Origin of the sequence: Alkalibacterium thalassium (genome assembly GCF_900101165.1) — a bacterium.
In the GTDB taxonomy this organism is placed as follows: Bacteria; Bacillota; Bacilli; order Lactobacillales; family Carnobacteriaceae_A; genus Alkalibacterium; species Alkalibacterium indicireducens.
This window is the reverse complement of sequence record NZ_FNFK01000047.1, coordinates 1-15,538: the sequence shown is the minus strand read 5'-3', so window position 1 is coordinate 15,538 and position 15,538 is coordinate 1. Positions and strand designations below refer to the sequence as shown.

The 15,538-nt window shown below is 42.4% G+C and carries 16 protein-coding genes and 3 tRNA genes; 3 read left to right on the top strand and 16 right to left on the bottom strand.

What is annotated here, in order from left to right; genetic code table 11:
• Window positions 1-830: 830 nt before the first annotated feature.
• Entirely contained in the window at window positions 831-2,105 is a 1,275-nt protein-coding gene (locus BLR76_RS08970; RefSeq protein ID WP_091268296.1) for a cytochrome P450, read from the bottom strand.
• A gap of 71 nt (window positions 2,106-2,176) precedes the next feature.
• A complete protein-coding gene (locus BLR76_RS08965; protein ID WP_091268294.1) occupies window positions 2,177-2,752 on the bottom strand; it encodes a GNAT family N-acetyltransferase in 576 nt (191 codons plus the stop codon).
• 208 nt (window positions 2,753-2,960) lie between these two features.
• Between BLR76_RS08965 and BLR76_RS08960 the strand changes: the two genes are divergently transcribed.
• Window positions 2,961-3,683, top strand: coding sequence for a hypothetical protein (locus BLR76_RS08960; protein WP_091268292.1), 723 nt, complete (start codon window positions 2,961-2,963; stop codon window positions 3,681-3,683).
• Between the two features lie 67 nt (window positions 3,684-3,750).
• On the opposite strand, the gene BLR76_RS08955 is transcribed toward BLR76_RS08960, so the two are convergent.
• The 5 genes from BLR76_RS08955 to BLR76_RS08935 all read right to left on the bottom strand — a co-directional run bounded on the left by BLR76_RS08955 (window position 3,751) and on the right by BLR76_RS08935 (window position 8,308).
• Complete coding sequence (locus BLR76_RS08955; RefSeq protein ID WP_091268288.1) at window positions 3,751-4,230, bottom strand: hypothetical protein; 480 nt, start codon at window positions 4,228-4,230, stop codon at window positions 3,751-3,753.
• A gap of 268 nt (window positions 4,231-4,498) precedes the next feature.
• A complete protein-coding gene (locus BLR76_RS08950) occupies window positions 4,499-5,779 on the bottom strand; it encodes an ABC transporter permease (RefSeq protein ID WP_091268285.1) in 1,281 nt (426 codons plus the stop codon).
• Window positions 5,772-6,671: an ABC transporter ATP-binding protein gene (locus BLR76_RS08945; RefSeq protein ID WP_091268282.1), complete on the bottom strand. Its 900-nt coding sequence runs from the start codon at window positions 6,669-6,671 to the stop codon at window positions 5,772-5,774. Before BLR76_RS08945 ends, BLR76_RS08950 begins: the two co-directional genes overlap by 8 nt.
• 166 nt (window positions 6,672-6,837) lie before the next feature.
• Window positions 6,838-7,242, bottom strand: a complete 405-nt coding sequence (locus tag BLR76_RS08940; protein ID WP_091268279.1) for a secondary thiamine-phosphate synthase enzyme YjbQ — start codon at window positions 7,240-7,242, stop codon at window positions 6,838-6,840.
• Window positions 7,243-7,291: 49 nt separating this feature from the next.
• The gene (locus tag BLR76_RS08935) at window positions 7,292-8,308 is read right to left on the bottom strand and encodes a branched-chain amino acid aminotransferase (protein WP_091268276.1); all 1,017 of its coding nucleotides are present in this window, start codon (window positions 8,306-8,308) and stop codon (window positions 7,292-7,294) included.
• Window positions 8,309-8,469: 161 nt separating this feature from the next.
• Here BLR76_RS08935 and proC point away from each other — a divergent pair, with 161 nt between their 5' ends.
• Entirely contained in the window at window positions 8,470-9,267 is a 798-nt protein-coding gene (gene proC, locus BLR76_RS08930) for a pyrroline-5-carboxylate reductase (protein WP_176759673.1), read from the top strand.
• A gap of 117 nt (window positions 9,268-9,384) precedes the next feature.
• On the opposite strand, the gene tadA is transcribed toward proC, so the two are convergent.
• Window positions 9,385-9,909 carry a tRNA adenosine(34) deaminase TadA gene (tadA, locus tag BLR76_RS08925; RefSeq protein ID WP_091268268.1) on the bottom strand — a complete coding sequence of 175 codons (525 nt, stop codon included), beginning with the start codon at window positions 9,907-9,909 and terminating at the stop codon, window positions 9,385-9,387.
• Between the two features lie 100 nt (window positions 9,910-10,009).
• On the opposite strand from tadA, the gene BLR76_RS08920 reads away from it, so the two are divergent.
• Window positions 10,010-10,873, top strand: a complete 864-nt coding sequence (locus tag BLR76_RS08920; RefSeq protein ID WP_176759672.1) for a helix-turn-helix domain-containing protein — start codon at window positions 10,010-10,012, stop codon at window positions 10,871-10,873.
• Window positions 10,874-10,921: 48 nt separating this feature from the next.
• Here the strand turns inward: BLR76_RS08920 and BLR76_RS08915 are convergent, their stop codons facing one another.
• The 8 genes from BLR76_RS08915 to BLR76_RS08885 form a co-directional block, all read right to left on the bottom strand.
• Entirely contained in the window at window positions 10,922-11,257 is a 336-nt protein-coding gene (locus BLR76_RS08915; RefSeq protein ID WP_091268262.1) for a hypothetical protein, read from the bottom strand.
• Between the two features lie 123 nt (window positions 11,258-11,380).
• Window positions 11,381-11,560 carry a hypothetical protein gene (locus BLR76_RS11660; RefSeq protein ID WP_143009225.1) on the bottom strand — a complete coding sequence of 60 codons (180 nt, stop codon included), beginning with the start codon at window positions 11,558-11,560 and terminating at the stop codon, window positions 11,381-11,383.
• Entirely contained in the window at window positions 11,538-11,771 is a 234-nt protein-coding gene (locus BLR76_RS11655; RefSeq protein ID WP_143009224.1) for a manganese catalase family protein, read from the bottom strand. Before BLR76_RS11655 ends, BLR76_RS11660 begins: the two co-directional genes overlap by 23 nt.
• Before the next feature lie 208 nt (window positions 11,772-11,979).
• Window positions 11,980-14,466: an ATP-dependent Clp protease ATP-binding subunit gene (locus tag BLR76_RS08905; protein ID WP_091268259.1), complete on the bottom strand. Its 2,487-nt coding sequence runs from the start codon at window positions 14,464-14,466 to the stop codon at window positions 11,980-11,982.
• Window positions 14,463-14,954: a CtsR family transcriptional regulator gene (locus BLR76_RS08900; protein WP_091268256.1), complete on the bottom strand. Its 492-nt coding sequence runs from the start codon at window positions 14,952-14,954 to the stop codon at window positions 14,463-14,465. The genes BLR76_RS08905 and BLR76_RS08900 overlap by 4 nt, the downstream gene beginning before the upstream one ends.
• A gap of 247 nt (window positions 14,955-15,201) precedes the next feature.
• A tRNA-Arg gene (locus BLR76_RS08895) sits at window positions 15,202-15,275 on the bottom strand.
• A 26-nt stretch (window positions 15,276-15,301) separates the two neighbouring features.
• Window positions 15,302-15,374, bottom strand: a tRNA-Lys gene (locus BLR76_RS08890).
• Between the two features lie 9 nt (window positions 15,375-15,383).
• Window positions 15,384-15,456: transfer RNA gene (locus BLR76_RS08885), tRNA-Val, on the bottom strand.
• Window positions 15,457-15,538: the final 82 nt, after the last annotated feature.

Below are 15,538 nucleotides of genomic sequence, written 5' to 3'. Positions count from 1 at the left end.
GGCCATCTGATACAGCCTGCTGGACAAGCTGGTTGGCGTGATAAATATACTCTTTGGATAGCCGGGTCAATTCAGCTGCTTGTTCTTTAGTCGGCTTTAATTTTACTTTGAGCACTTTAACACAGGTATCGGTCTGTTCTTTTTTCACTCGCTTCACCTCTCTCTTGAAAACGAACGTATGTTCTTTTATTTAATTATATCACTCCGTCAACGGAAAGGCTAGAGAAATGTATACTTAATTTTAAAATAAAAAGAAGACAAACCAAGCAGGCACTTATCTCAATGTACGCTCTCATCCCACGATTAAAACCGTGGGCTTTCACGCTTGATAGTTCTGTAAAGGGCACAATAATGAAAGATGAAATGAAAAGAAATGACCGGTCATTTCTTCATTATAAAGTTTTTGAGTTGGTTCTAAGACGCTTCTTATGACCCACTCACCGACTTGCTTCCTACTCAGTTGGTTCTAAGACGCTTCTTGTGACCAACTCACCGGCTTGCTCTCTCCCCAGTTGGTTCTAAGAAGCTTCATAAGACAAGCTCACCTCTCCTAAACCCTCTAAGCGGGTCGTAGCACCTTCCTTAATGCCAATCTCAGATGAATTTCCATCTCCTATTACATACGAAAAAGACACTACATTGTCGATCTTCACAACGTAGTGCCTCTTCTCTTGATTTATTTTAATAAATCAAGAGTCAAAGACGGTCTGACTTAATCTTCTTTAAGCGGACCGCCCATGCCTCCGATCAATCCGATCAGAACAAGGACCAGCGCCTTACCGAGTGTTCTCATAGTACAGCTCCGATCTACTGATACATATCAGCTTCGTTTATCCGATATAATCGATATTCTCCAGTTTCATGCCACTGTTTGGAATAGTCGGAACCTTCACCATGCTGTATCCGACATCCTGCTCCGGCACCTCATAACTGATTTTATTTATCAGGTAGTCCGTAACGATCTCCATGGCTCTAACAGTATTCCATTCTCCAGGGCAGCGGTGACCCGTATTATAATCTCCTCCGCCTTGAGCCACAAGTTTCATCTGGACCTGATCCGTCGGACTTGTATGCCAGTCTTTGAAACGTTCAGGATCAAACGCTTCAGGATTATCCCAGATACGTGGATCATGATTTGTACCGTAAAAGTCCAGAATCACGAGCGTGTCTTTTTCAAACTGGTATCCGTCCCAGATAAAGTCTTTTCTGGTAATGGCCCCATTGAATGGGAAAAATGGGTAATACCGTCTGATTTCCTGGATGAACATATGCAGATAATAGGGATTGTCTCCGTTAAGTTTATCCTTGATTTCAGGGAACTGATGCAGGCTCAGCGCTGTGAAGGCAAAGTAGATGGCTACCGCTACTGAGGGACGCAGAACGTTGAGCAGTTCCACGGCAGCTGTCTTCAAGTCGAGCAGTTCACCGTCAAGATCCTTGAACCATGAAATCTGGTAAAGAGCAGTCTCTTCTTTCGGATGCAAGTCTCCGTCTCTGACCTGCTGAATCAGTTCCTTGTTCCAGGATTCGGCCTGCTTGCGTCCAATTCGTCCTTCTATATGACGCGTGCTGACGGCCATTGGCGATTCGAACATACTGACCAGCTGTTTTGTTCGCTTCTCCACGTCTTTTTCGGGTAGAGGAACTCCTGCCCATTCACAGACAGCTTGTGTGAGAATTTTCTGACTTTCTTCATAGAAGACGATCGAATCCTTCTTGATCCATTCCTTTGTTTCTTTCAGTAAGTATTTCTCAACAAGTTTAGCCCAGACTTCAATCCGTTCTTTGGACATCAGTCCCATAAAGAAAGCTTTACGATGTCTATGCGTTTCGTCATCAAGTCCCTGAACCCCGCCTTTTCCGAGCAGTGTCGCTTTCGCAGGCTCAGGGGCAGCTCCTTCACGTTTAAATTTGTCTTCGTCATAAAAGAGTTTAGCCGCTTCTTCTCCACCAATAACTACTGCCTTTTCACCCAGTAAATGTGTTTCGAACGCATCTGCTTTATAAATCTTGTGTCTGTTCGGGGCATACATGTACCCTTCTCTGAGTACCTTCAGTCCATTCTCGAGGCCGGCTTCTTTTGGGAAACTTCGTATTTTCTGCATACGTCTCCTCCTTAAAGCATTCTTATCTTTAAGTATAAAAAGAGTGCGCCACTTTTCGCAAATGATACCCCTTACTGATCTTGTTCCCTGATCTGCTCCTCATATTCCGATCTAAGGATCGAATAGTAGACGTCATTGAACCATTCCCCCTGCTTCCATTTTCCGACATGACGAAGGGTCCCTTCTTTCTTCATCCCAAGACGTTCCATTACTTTCCCCGATACGGCATTACGTTCGTCATGCAAAGCGGCAATGCAGTCGAGTCCAAGTGTCTCGAAACCTAACTTCAATACACGCTGGGCGGCTTCCGTCATATACCCTTTTCCGTGAAACGCTTTGTTCAAGGTGTACCCAATGATGGCCCTTTTGTCTTCGCTTTTGATTCTCAAATCAATTGTACCGATCATTTTTCCTGTTCCCTTCAGCTCGATTCCGAACTTTCCGAACGGGTCTTCCAGAAAATACTCCGTGATGGCTTCTTCCGTCTTTTCAAGCGACGTATGTCTTTCAAAAACATAATAGGTCGTCTCTTCATCCTGGGCATATTCGTACATATCCGGTGCATCTTTCAATGTGACCGGTCTGAGAATCAGTCGCTCTGATTCGATCCGATTGTTTTTTGCCAGTTTAACTTTAATTGGTATCATCCAATCCCTCTTTTCTTTGTCTTGCTGCTTAATTTTTATATTAATAGAATAGCATAATAGAAGGCTTGTTCCTATTTTTGAACGCGTCGGAAATAATTATGAAAAGTTTCAGAAACTTTCATGAAAACTTGTTGACTACGATCTGGTTGAGGACTATAATAAATTCGCTATAGAGATAGTTCTAATTAATTGAAAGAAGGATTGTAGTATGTCATTAACCGGTCTGTTCCTTGCATTAGGCTTTTCATTTATTCATTTAAGCTCCAGACATTTTAAATTGCGCCTATTTTCCGTTAACCAGTTCACCTCTTTTGTTGGAGGAATTTCACTAGCTTATGTATTCTTTCACTTGATCCCGACCGTTCAAGGGTATGAACATGAGATTATGGAGACTTTTCATATTTCATCCCAGAATGCGTCTCACCTGATTTTCGGCTCCATGCTTGCGGGAATTGTTGTCTTTTACTTTCTTGAGCTGGCTTTAAAATCATCAAGACTGAAACTGGCGAAAAGAGATTTTTCTACTTCAGGTATTTTCTGGGCTCACATTGGGTCATATTTTCTCTATAATTTCATTATCGGTATCCTGCTATCCAACCAGCGTTTTGAAACGACCTTTACTGCACTGCTTTACTTGTTCGCTATTGGTGTCCACTTCATGACCAATGACTGGGTACTGCGTCACCACTTTGAAAAACTGTACGACCGATATGGTCTAAAGCTTCTCGTCGCGTCCGTGCTGTTGGGATGGCTCCTCGGATTGACAATCCACATCTCTCACACGTATATGGGCCTTCTGGAAGCTTTCGTAGCAGGCGGACTGATTCTCAACGCTTTAAAAGATGAACTTCCAGCCTGTAAAGGAAGCGGCATGACCTCATTTATGGTCGGCCTGGTCTTCTACTCCGGACTATTGATGTTTATCTTATAATATAAAAATAAAAGTACAGATCATTCGGACAATCACCTTGCGTGTCGTCCTGATGTCTCTGTACTTTTTATTTAACCGTAAAGCGGCTGCCATCAGAATGAAAGGCTCCAGTTACATCCCATTTCCATTTGAGGGCCGGGTTTTTTCTAACTTTACATGAGAGAATAATATAAACGTACCAGGCTGTATTCAGCAAAGTAAACGAGACGATCAGCTCGATAATGTTGGTAAAAATATAAGTCCGCGCTGTAGCTTGATTCAGTGTATACAGAAAGCCCGGGGTGGCTACCAGGACAACGAAGAAGTTCATGACAAACAAATAGACCATGTCTGTAATAAATTCGCTCAAAGAATAATTGAACTTGATGTCCATCAGACCAAATATGATCAGTTCAATAACCATGATCCCTGTCACCATCGTCAGGATATATCTGAAGTCAAAGTCAAACGCGCTGAGTATAAGTCCGGCCAGAAATATCGGTAATTCCACGAGCATTTTATATCGATGGCGTTTGTCTTCTTCCGTTAACTCACTGTATTTTAACAATTCTCTCACCTCTTTCTCATTGTACACCATTATATTTCTAATTACTACAGGAATACTCGAGAAGTAGCAAGTCTTTCTACTTTAATCGACTACCTTCTACTAGAGTATATACAATGAAGAATTTTTTATGTGAATCAAGCAGTAGAAGCTCCTCTCACATTAAGCTCTGATTTTGATTAAACGACTGATTAAGCTAAAATAAATAAGGATTGCCCAGTTTCCAGCTGGACAATCTCTTCTTCTCACTACTTATTGTACCTTTTTATAATCACGCATCTCTTTGTCTTCTTGCTTTCTTATTACTCTGCATGATATTCCAGGATCGCTTGATTGTACCCAGTATGTTGGTGTCAGAATAAACCAGGACATTGGAGCGGTAAAAGGCAAGAGCTACAGCAGAAATCAATGCTGCAAACCCGACCGTTCCTACAATGGACAGCCAGATTCCACTTGTCGCGACAGTCCCTGATGCGATCCTGAACGGCATCACGAAAGGCGTAAACAATGGAATATATGAGAATACGACGGCCAATGTATTTTCAGGAGATGTGAAAGCAAATAATCCGACATAGAATCCGGCAAGAGCTATAAAGACTATCGGAGTGACAGCTTTATTCACGTCTTCCATCTTAGTAGCCAGTGAGCCGAAGAAGGCTGCGAGTATGACATATATCAGCACTCCTGCTACAAAGAATATGAGTGTATAGCCCAGCAGTTCCTGAAGCATGCCCATAATATCCATCTCACCTATCAGTCCCTGTACAAAATCAGTGTCTCTGAAGTACAGATAGGCTCCAAATCCTACAGCTGCATAAATCGCGATCTGAGTCAGCATCACCATGATGACCCCAACCAGCTTGCCGAAGAAATGGTTGGTTGCTGTCGCACTGGACAAGATGATTTCCATAATACGTGTGCCTTTTTCGTTGGCCACTTCTTCAGCTATGATTCCGGAATAAGTCATGATGAAAGCCATGATAGCAATACTGACCGCATAGGCGCTCCATTCCTGAATCATTCTATCCGTCGTATCTTCTTCTGTCAGTGCTCCCTCCTCGATACTGACGACTGTTTCTTCGACTTCAACAGGCTCTGTCAGAGACATGACCTGTTCAGGAGCCAGTTCGAGATCATCCGCTCTAAGCATCGTCTGATAGTTTGTCAGCACTTCAGTAATGATTGGTATCTGATTGGAGAGCTCGTTTGCATGGACGATTTCTGCCTGTAGCGTCTGTGCGTCAGTGTTGATGACCATATATCCTTCGATGTCCTCAGCTGTCAAAGCAGTTTCAGCATCCTCTTCAGTCGTAATATCTTCAGCAATCTCAAAATTCCATTCTTCATCTGAAAACAGCTCCTGTAGAGCCGGATCGTCAGTCACGACTGCAATCGGTGTTGGCTCAGCGTTTTGAGCTTCCTGTGAAAAGTAGTAGGTCATTCCGGCAATAAATCCCATAATGATCAGCGGAATGAGAACCATGACGATAAACCCAAATGACTTGATGTTCTTCTTGTAAACTTCTTTAGTAATGACCCAGAATTTATTCATTTCGCTCACCTGCCATTCGTTTGAAAATCTCTTCTAAAGTTGGAGGCTGCTGGCTAAATGTTGGAATATAGCCGTTGCGTGTTGCAACCTCAAAAATAGCTTTCCCTTCGTCAGCCTGAGTCAGATAGACAATATCGATCCCGTCTCTGTTTTTTTCCACACGCTGTACACCTGGAAATTCCAGGAGAGCTTCTCTGCTTAGATCCGACTCTAAAAACAGCTTCGTCCGTCCAAACTGTTCACGTATATCACGGACCGCCCCATGAAGGACTTGTCTTCCATTTTTTAGCATGATCAGGCTGTCACAGAGCTCTTCCACATTGTTCATGTTATGGCTGGAAAAAATGATACGTGCACCTTTACCTTGAGCTTCTCTTATTCCTTCCTCAAGCAGTTCTGCATTGACCGGATCTAGCCCACTGAATGGTTCATCAAGAATAATCAGTTCCGGTTCATGAATCAGGGTACAAATCAGCTGGACTTTCTGCTGATTCCCTTTTGACAGAGTTTTTACTTTATCTGTCTTCTTCCCTTTTACGTCAAACTTTTTCAACCAGTCATCAATCAGGGGACTGATCTCGCTTTTCTTCTTCCCTCTCAGCTGTGCAAAATATAGGATCTGATTCTCAATCGATACTTTGGGATACAGCCCTCTTTCTTCTGGAAGATACCCTATTTTATTGAAGATTTTTTTTGACAGATGTTTGTTTTCCCAAAGCACTTCGCCCTCGTCTGCTGTCAGCAGGTCCAGTATGATTCGGAAGGTCGTCGTTTTTCCTGCACCGTTCTGACCGATCAGACCCATGATGTCTCCGGGACGAATCGTAAAACTGACATCTTCCACAGCGGTCAGATCACCGAACGTCTTACGCAGATTTTTCACCTCTAACATATTGTCTCCTTCTTTCTCTATATTATGTACTCTCATAGAATAATGATTATCTGCAGTATACCGTTTTAGGTGAAAATAAACATCAGACCTCCGGACCATTTTTCACATTTTATTCATCCTTTATTCATAAAAAAGAGAATGCCTCGGCATTCTCTTTTTGTTAATCTTATCCTTCAATTATCTTGATATAAACGTGCCGTGTTCTCGGACCGTCAAACTCTGTAAAGTAGACACTCTGCCAGGTGCCGAAAACCAGCTTGCCATTCTCAATAATCAAGGTCTCACTGGCTCCGACAAGCGAGGATTTAATGTGCCCATCAGAGTTCCCTTCCGCATGAACAAAGTAGTCATGATCAGGAAAGGTATCATCCAGCACACGTTTCAGATCTGTCCGGACATCCGGATCAGCATTCTCGTTGATCGTGATCCCACCTGTAGTATGTGGGCAGTAAACCACCATGATGCCGTTCTCGACCTGACTGTCTTCCAGCGCTTCATTCAAATAACGGTCGATCATAACAAAGTCCTGCTTATGATGTGTATCAATTGTAATTTTTTTCAAATAGCTCATTGATAATCCTCCATTTATTTGATCTCTTCACCTGATAAATCAATACAGCTTAGACTTTCTCTATCCATCCTTCAGGAGCCGCTATATCTCCAAACTGGATCCCGACCAGTTCATTATAGAGTCGCTTAGTAACGGGACCGACTTCTGTTTCAGAATAAAACACATGGAAATCATCCTCTACCTGAAGTCCACCAATTGGAGCAATAACTGCAGCCGTTCCACACGCACCAGCCTCTTTGAACTGATCGATATCGCTGATGTAGACGTCTCCTTCAAGCGTGTCGAGATTCAATCTATTTTCAGCAAGCCAAAGTAACGAGTACTTGGTTATGCTGGGCAGTATGGATGGTGACTTGGGTGTGACAAATACATCATCTTTGGTGATACCGAAAAAGTTGGCTGCTCCGACTTCTTCTATTTTAGTATGTGTTTCCGGATCCAGATAAACCGCATCACTGAAGGAGCGTGACTTGGCTTCTTTTCCAGGAAGCAGGCTGGCCGCGTAGTTTCCGCCGACTTTAGCTGCTCCTGTTCCTTTCGGTGCCGCACGGTCATAGCCGCTTACGACAAAGTTGGACGGTTTCATCCCGCCTTTGAAATAAGATCCGACTGGCATGGCAAATATTGAAAAAATATACTCATCGGCAGATTTTATGCCAATATTGTCGCCTACCCCGATCATGTAAGGACGCAGATATAAAGAGCTGCCCGTCCCATATGGGGGTACCCATTCTTCATTAGCACGGACAACTTTTTTTACTGCCTCCACAAACTTGTCTTCCGGATAAACAGCCATAAGTAGACGTTCACAACTTTTCTTCATTCGACTGGCGTTTTCATACGGCCTGAATAAATTAATGGACCCATCTTCAGTCCTGTAAGCTTTCATACCTTCAAAACACTGCTGGCCATAATGCAGGGCAGTGGATCCTTCAGAAATATGAAGCTGATTATCAGTTGTCAGTTCACCTTCGTCCCATTCCCCGTCTTTATAGCGAGAAATAAACCGATAGTCTGTTTTAATATAGGAAAAACCAAGGTTTTCCCAATCTAAATCTTTTGTCATACATCTTCCCCTTTTCATATCCCCTAGTTAGGTTTTTATTATACCAAAAAAATGACAAAATTTTAATGTTTCCGTCAATCCCTTTTTCTTCCGACCAGCTGACTCACTTTGATTGAAAATATGCTACACTGATAGTAAATCAACTATAAAGGATGACGCATATGAAACTAGGATGTATCGGATTCGGAAATATGGCTCAGGCCATTTTTAAAGGGCTGCTGAAGAAAGAGCTGATTCAAAGAAAGGATCTGATTGTTTCGACTTATTCTCCGGAATCACTCAAAAAAATCGAAGAAAACTGGCAGATCAGTGTGACTCATGTCAACCAGGATGTGATCGACGCTTCAGATATCATTATACTGGCAGTGAAGCCTCATCAGATGGATAATGTGCTTGGTCGCCTTTCTATACCAGAAAACAAGCTCATCTTGTCCGTAGCTGCAGGATACCCGAGTGAACGTCTGAAGCAGTTTTTATCAGAAAATCAGTATCTTCGCACCATGCCGAACCTAAACGCACAAGTAGAAGAGTCCATGACAGCCATTGTCGAAAACCCCAGTGTTTCTGAAGAGAATATAAAGATCACTCAAGATATTTTCAACGCGGTAGGAGAAACAGTTATCATTCCTGAAAAACAGCTGAACATTTTTATCGGACTGGCCGGAAGTTCTCCTGCGCTGGTCTTCCTGTTCATTGATACGCTGGCTAGAAGTGCTGTTAAACATGGCATGAAAAAAGATACGGCTGTAAAGATTGCTGCTCAAGCTGTGTTGGGAAGTGGTAAAACCGTCTTACATGCCATCGACTCTCCTCAGACACTAATCGATAAGGTATCCTCACCCGGAGGCATCACTGTTGAAGCGATCCTGCACCTATTGCAAAGTGACTTTTCCGATTCAGTCATTGGCGCTTTCGACAAAATGATCGAGAAAGATCAGGCCATGTCCGAAAAACAGTAATTAGTGGTTTCTTTATAAATGAATAAACCCCCCCGGTCATCGAGACAGTCTATTTCATACTGTCTCGATGACCGGGGGTTTTCTATTAGTACGCAAGCCCAAGTATCTCCTTCTGATTCACTCGTTTGCTTCAGTGGAAGCTTCTGATTGCCTTAGGGCTTTTTCCCTCTTTTTTCTTGCCCTAAGTGTCCTGAAAAAATCAGACAGCAAGGCTGAGCACTCTTCTTTTCTGACTCCCTTGTGCACCTCACACTTGTGGTTCAGACGGTCATCCTGAAGAACAGTCATCAACGACTCCACTGCCCCGCCCTTGGGATCAGCCGGCCCATAATAAACTGAACGAAGGCGGGAAAGTACAATGGCGCCGCTGCACATGACACACGGTTCCAACGTTACAAACAGATCACACTCTTCCAGTCGCCAGTTACCCAGATGCTGATTAGCCTCCTTGATTGCTATCATCTCGGCATGAGCAGTGGCTTCCTGAAGCGTTTCTCTCTGATTATGTCCTCGGCCGATCACTTGGCCATCTTTGACAACCACTGCCCCGATGGGGACTTCTAATATCGCTTCGGCCTTCTTTGCTTCGATGATCGCTTCAGCCATCCATCGGTCTTTTTCTTTTTCGGTGTATCCAGTCATCTCGATCGCTCCAAAAGTCACTTTTTCTTCATTATACCTTAGTTTCTCTTTGCATCAAACAGTGGTAAAATTAAGCTACACTGAGATAGGAGGAATAAGTTTGGATTATGCAAACTTGAAAACACTGTATCCCGAAGCGGTTTTGTCCGATTTGCCATTTATGGACGAAGACACTTTCCGCATTCCTTATAAAAATAAATGGATTCATATCCCGAAAAAAGAGCTGACTGAAAAAGAGTGGCAGCTTCTTGTCATGCTTAAACAAGAAATTGAGCCTTCTTCCTTTCCAGTCTCGGACTCTAAATGGGCTGAACTGATTCAAGGCCAAAGAGATCTTCCACCTAAAACCACTCAGATGATACGTCTGACTCAACTCTACCTGGAGAAAATAGATACACAATTCGACTATTTAATCTGGATTGATTCAATCAGACAATTATTCGAACCTGTTCTGGATGTCTTTTTTATAAGCAGCGATACCTGTCTTATAGTGCAGGATACTGGCGCCCCGAATTTCTCTGATGAAGAAATAACAGGTATCCTCCAAACACTTGAGGATGACTTTTCAATAAGAACTCATGCTTATATTGGACAATTCTGGACACCAGACCACAATCTTTATGACTTATTTAAAGAAGAACAGAATATTTTTCAGCAGGAAGTCACACATATGCACCATCAGGTCAGTTCGCTTCCGGATATTGCCCTGCATCATTTTACAAAAGATGCGCTGGCAAAAAGTGCCATAATGAAGGAACTCAAAACTCAAATCGATGCCTCAGACGACTGGCACGAATTGATCCAAGCTTTATGGCAAAGTCAGGGAAATATCAGTGTTGCTGCTAAACAACTGTTTATACACCGCAATACGCTACAGTACCGGATGGACCGATTCAATGAATCCACCGGTCTATCCTTGAAAAACATGAATGAACTGCTGCTGTGCTATCTTCTCATTCTATAAATAAAGGCCTCCTATAAAAGGAGACCTTTTTTATTTAGCCGGAACTGGCTACTTTTTAACTTTCTTAAATGCTTTTTTCGCATCTTTTGACTTGTCCTGCATATAATCTTTCATATCAGAAAACTTATCTTCCAGATCGCTAACTTTTCCAGCAGCTCCAGCGAGCAAATTAATTTCATCGTCAGTCAGTTTGCTGACTAATTTTTTTGCACTTTTGCTGTTGAATTTATCATTCACATAGTGCTTCGCTTTCTGGCGGTTCACTATTGCTTTCGTTTTTTTCTTCGCATTGTCAGAAGAAAACAGGAAAGTGAGAATCCCGACTAAAAATGCAACCCCTACTCCAATCAGAATACTCTTTTGCGTGTCATCTATTTTTTTCATCCATTTCAACCCTCTCATCTTTGATTTATTAATTTAATAGTACCAGAGAAAGAGCTGCTGTTTCAAAGATAAACACTTGATTATCTGATCTCGGTTAATGAAATCTGATTACATCTTATCCGTTTATTTTTCTGATGGTGTGCTGTGCAGTTGAGCAGGAGGTGCTTTTAGTACTGGCTTGTCATCCATAGCCAGAGGATTTTTAATGTATTTGAAGTCTTTTCCGTCAGTGGCTTCTTTTCCATCCACTACCGGTTTAATGTCTTCCCCTTCTGAGAAACTATAAAGGGTATGAATCACCATCAAGCACTTCGTATTTTTCAGGAACTGTTCCCGGTACAACGATGCCTTCTTTAGCTTCCAGTTCTTTGATGGCTTCGATCCACTGAAGCTGGTGCTGTTTGTCTCTAGCCAGAAGGAAACCGAGCATATCTCTGATTCCTTTATCTTCTGTCTTTTCATAGAGTCTGGCTACTTGAAGGTGTCCCTGTGATTCTTTCTTGTGCGTGAATATAGTAACATCCTTTCTTTTTTTGTAGTGTTTATCAACAGATAAACGTTATCACCCTACATTTTCTTAACCTAATGATATAAATTGTTATCTTGTTTTCAATATTTAGAAAAACCACACGTCCATTTTAAGAGGTATAATACCTCAAAAACGAACGCGTGGTTCTTACAGTATATGATTACTAACTGAAAACAAAATCCAGTATCTTTTATCAATTAGTTATTTTAGGCTTTTTATTCTTTTCTTCTTTAACTCTTAAGGTGATTTCCCCTTTTGAAGTGCCTAGAGTCACTTTGTCTTTCAGACTGATTTCGCCGGACAACAACGCTTCACTCAAACGGTCTTCCATCTTATTCTGAATGGCTCGTTTAAGTGGACGGGCACCATACTCTGGATCAAATCCCTCTTCAGCAATCACATCCATAGCTGATGAAGTGATTTTAAGCTGGATACCGATTTCTTCCATACGAGTCACAATGTTTTTTGTTAATAATTTAACGATTTCACGAAGCTCATCTTTTTTGAGAGACTGGAACACGATAGTGTCATCGATACGGTTAAGGAACTCCGGTCTGAAGGAATTTTTCAGTTCTTCACGAATTCGTTTCTCCATTGCATCATGATCGAACCGCTTATCGATTGCTCCAAATCCAACAGATTTCTCATCTCTGAGAGCTGTAGCTCCTAAGTTGGATGTCATAATAAGAATAGTATTTTTGAAATCTACTTTTCTGCCTTTTCCATCTGTGAGCACTCCGTCATCCAGAACTTGAAGCAGGATGTTGAAGACGTCAGGGTGAGCTTTCTCCACTTCATCAAGAAGTATAACTGAATAAGGCTTCTGTCTAATTTTCTCAGTCAGTTGTCCACCTTCATCATAACCGACATAACCTGGAGGTGAACCGACTAGACGACTCGTACTGTATTTCTCCATAAATTCAGACATATCTACTCTAACCAGGGCTTCTTCGCTTCCGAACATTGACTCTGCCAGAGCTTTAGCCAGTTCTGTCTTACCTACACCAGTAGGACCCAGGAACATAAATGAACCAATTGGACGGTTAGGATCTTTCAGCCCACTGCGTGCTCGTCTGATAGCTTTAGAAACGGCAACGACAGCCTGCTCCTGACCGACAACACGCTCATGGAGTACTTTTTCAAGGTTAAGCAGTCGTTCGCTTTCTTTCTGTTCCATCTGATTTACTGGTATACCCGTCCACTGAGATACAACTTCCGCTATATCCGATTCGGTCACTCGAAGCTGGCTTTCATCTGCATCATCATCCTGCTTGAGCAGTTTTTCCAGTCGTTTTCTCTGCCTCATCTCTTTTTCTCTTATCTGAGCTGCACGTTCGAAGTCCTGAGACTGAATAGCCTTCTCTTTTTTACGAATCAGATCTTCAAGCGTTTCAGTTGCTTTTGATAACGGTGTTGGCGAATCACTCTCGTCCATACGAACCTTGGATGCAGATTCATCCATCAGATCAATCGCTTTGTCTGGCAACTGTCTTGACGTGATATATCTCGTAGACAGATGCACAGCCGCTCTGAGTGCTTCATCGGTTATCTTCACACCATGGTGCTGCTCATAACGTTCTCTCAGGCCAAACAGTATTTCTTCAGCCTCCATTTCAGAAGGCGGGTCGACATGAATAGATGCAAATCGTCTTTCAAGTGCCGCATCTTTTTCAATATGCTTCTGGTATTCATCTAGTGTTGTTGCACCAATCGTCTGGAGTTCACCACGTGCTAGTGCAGGTTTAAGAATATTGGACGCATCGATGGCACCTTCTGCTCCTCCAGCACCAATCAGCGTGTGTAATTCATCAATAAATAGAATGACTTCTCCATCCTGATAAATTTCGTCAATTATTTTCTTCATACGTTCTTCGAATTCACCACGATACTTCGTTCCTGCAACTAATGACCCCATGTCCAGAGTCATCAGACGCTTATTCTGAAGTACTGGCGGAACTTCATTTGCAATAATTTTTTGTGCTAAACCTTCTGCTATTGCTGTTTTACCTACTCCAGGATCCCCTACAAGAACAGGATTGTTCTTGGTGCGTCTGCTTAGTATCTGAATAATTCGTCTGACTTCCTTGTTTCGTCCTACGATAGGATCCAATCTGTTGTCTCTAGCCTGCTGAGTCAGATCACGTGCTAGAGAATCGAGTGTAGGGGTTCCGCCAGAGGCAGATTGCTGAGCTTTACCCGGACGTCTGCTGCCTGCTCTGCTTTTTCCATTTTTATCCTGAGCCCCTAATTTCTTGAGCACAAGCTGTCGGGCTTTGGCCAGATTCACATCAAGGTTATTCAGAATTTTCGCTGATAAAATTTCTTCATCTCTGAGAAGACCTAGCAGCAGATGTTCAGTTCCGACTAACGGCCGTTTCATTCGTCTGGCTTCATCCGTAGCATACTTTATAATCTGTCTAGCTCTGGGTGAATAAGGTAAGATCGCATTCTTAGGAAGAGTCTGCTCAGGCCCATAACTTGATAGGTGTTCAATTTCTTCTCTAATATCTTCTTCAGTTATCGTCAGTTCTCTTAAAGTTTTTCCTGCAATTCCATCTTCTTCAATAATCAGCCCCAGTAGGAGGTGCTCTGTTCCAACAGTTCTATGGCGGAAAGATTGCGCTTCTTCCTGAGCGATCAGTAAGGCTTTCTTCGCTTTTTCTGTAAATAGTTCATTCATGTGTGGTCCGCCTTTCGTTTGTTTGGCTCTTCATACTTCAAATTGACTAACATCATTCGTAATAGCTTTGATCGTAGACGATTGTCTATCGCTCTTTCACCGGTATATAAGGATTTATCCATGGCTACAAGCATGAGTTTTGCTTCTCTTTTAGTGATAATATCGTCTTCATATAATTTCTGTACAACAGATTTTGCATCCTTTTCAGATATGCTGTCTCCAATGATTTCTATCATAGTATTCAACATATCAAGATCATCTAGTACCTGAACTTTTATAATTCGGATGTATCCCCCGCCGCCTCGTTTACTTTCCACCAGATATCCTTTCTGGATCGTGAAGCGCGTGTTGATGACATAATTGATCTGAGAAGGGACGCAGTCGAATAATTGTGCTATTTCACTTCGTCTGATTTCTACCTGATCCTGCTGCTGCAGCACTTTCTTTAAATAAGCTTCAATAATATCCGTCATATTCTGATTTTCCATATCGAACATCTACTGAAAGTAGTGACTTGAAGTGTATCTAAATTCTCTTGTAATTTCAAGTCCTTTCAGTACCCTCCTTTACTATTGACTATAAGGCATCGATGATTGTTTGACTATTTTTGACTATTAACAATTATACCAACAATTATAGCAAATGAAAAGAGAGAAGCAACGTCAATCCTGAGAGTATCAAAAAAAGGCAGCTTAAGAGTTCCATCTAAAGCAACCTTTGTATTTTGATATCTTACGCGCCCTAAAGGACTTGAACCCTTAACCGCCTGATCCGAAGTCAGGTGCTCTATCCAATTGAGCTAAGGACGCATGGATGGTGATATTGCCGTTTGCAATGAGCCGTACAGGATTCGAACCTGTGACCCACTGATTAAAAGTCAGTTGCTCTACCAACTGAGCTAACGGCTCATGGATCTATGGAGGTTAACGGGCTCGAACCGCTGACCCTCTGCTTGTAAGGCAGATGCTCTCCCAACTGAGCTAAACCTCCAAATATCTCTGAAAATAAAAAAAGAGCTGCACGGCAACGTCCTGCTTTCACAAAGGGAAACCCTTCACTATCCTCGGCGCTG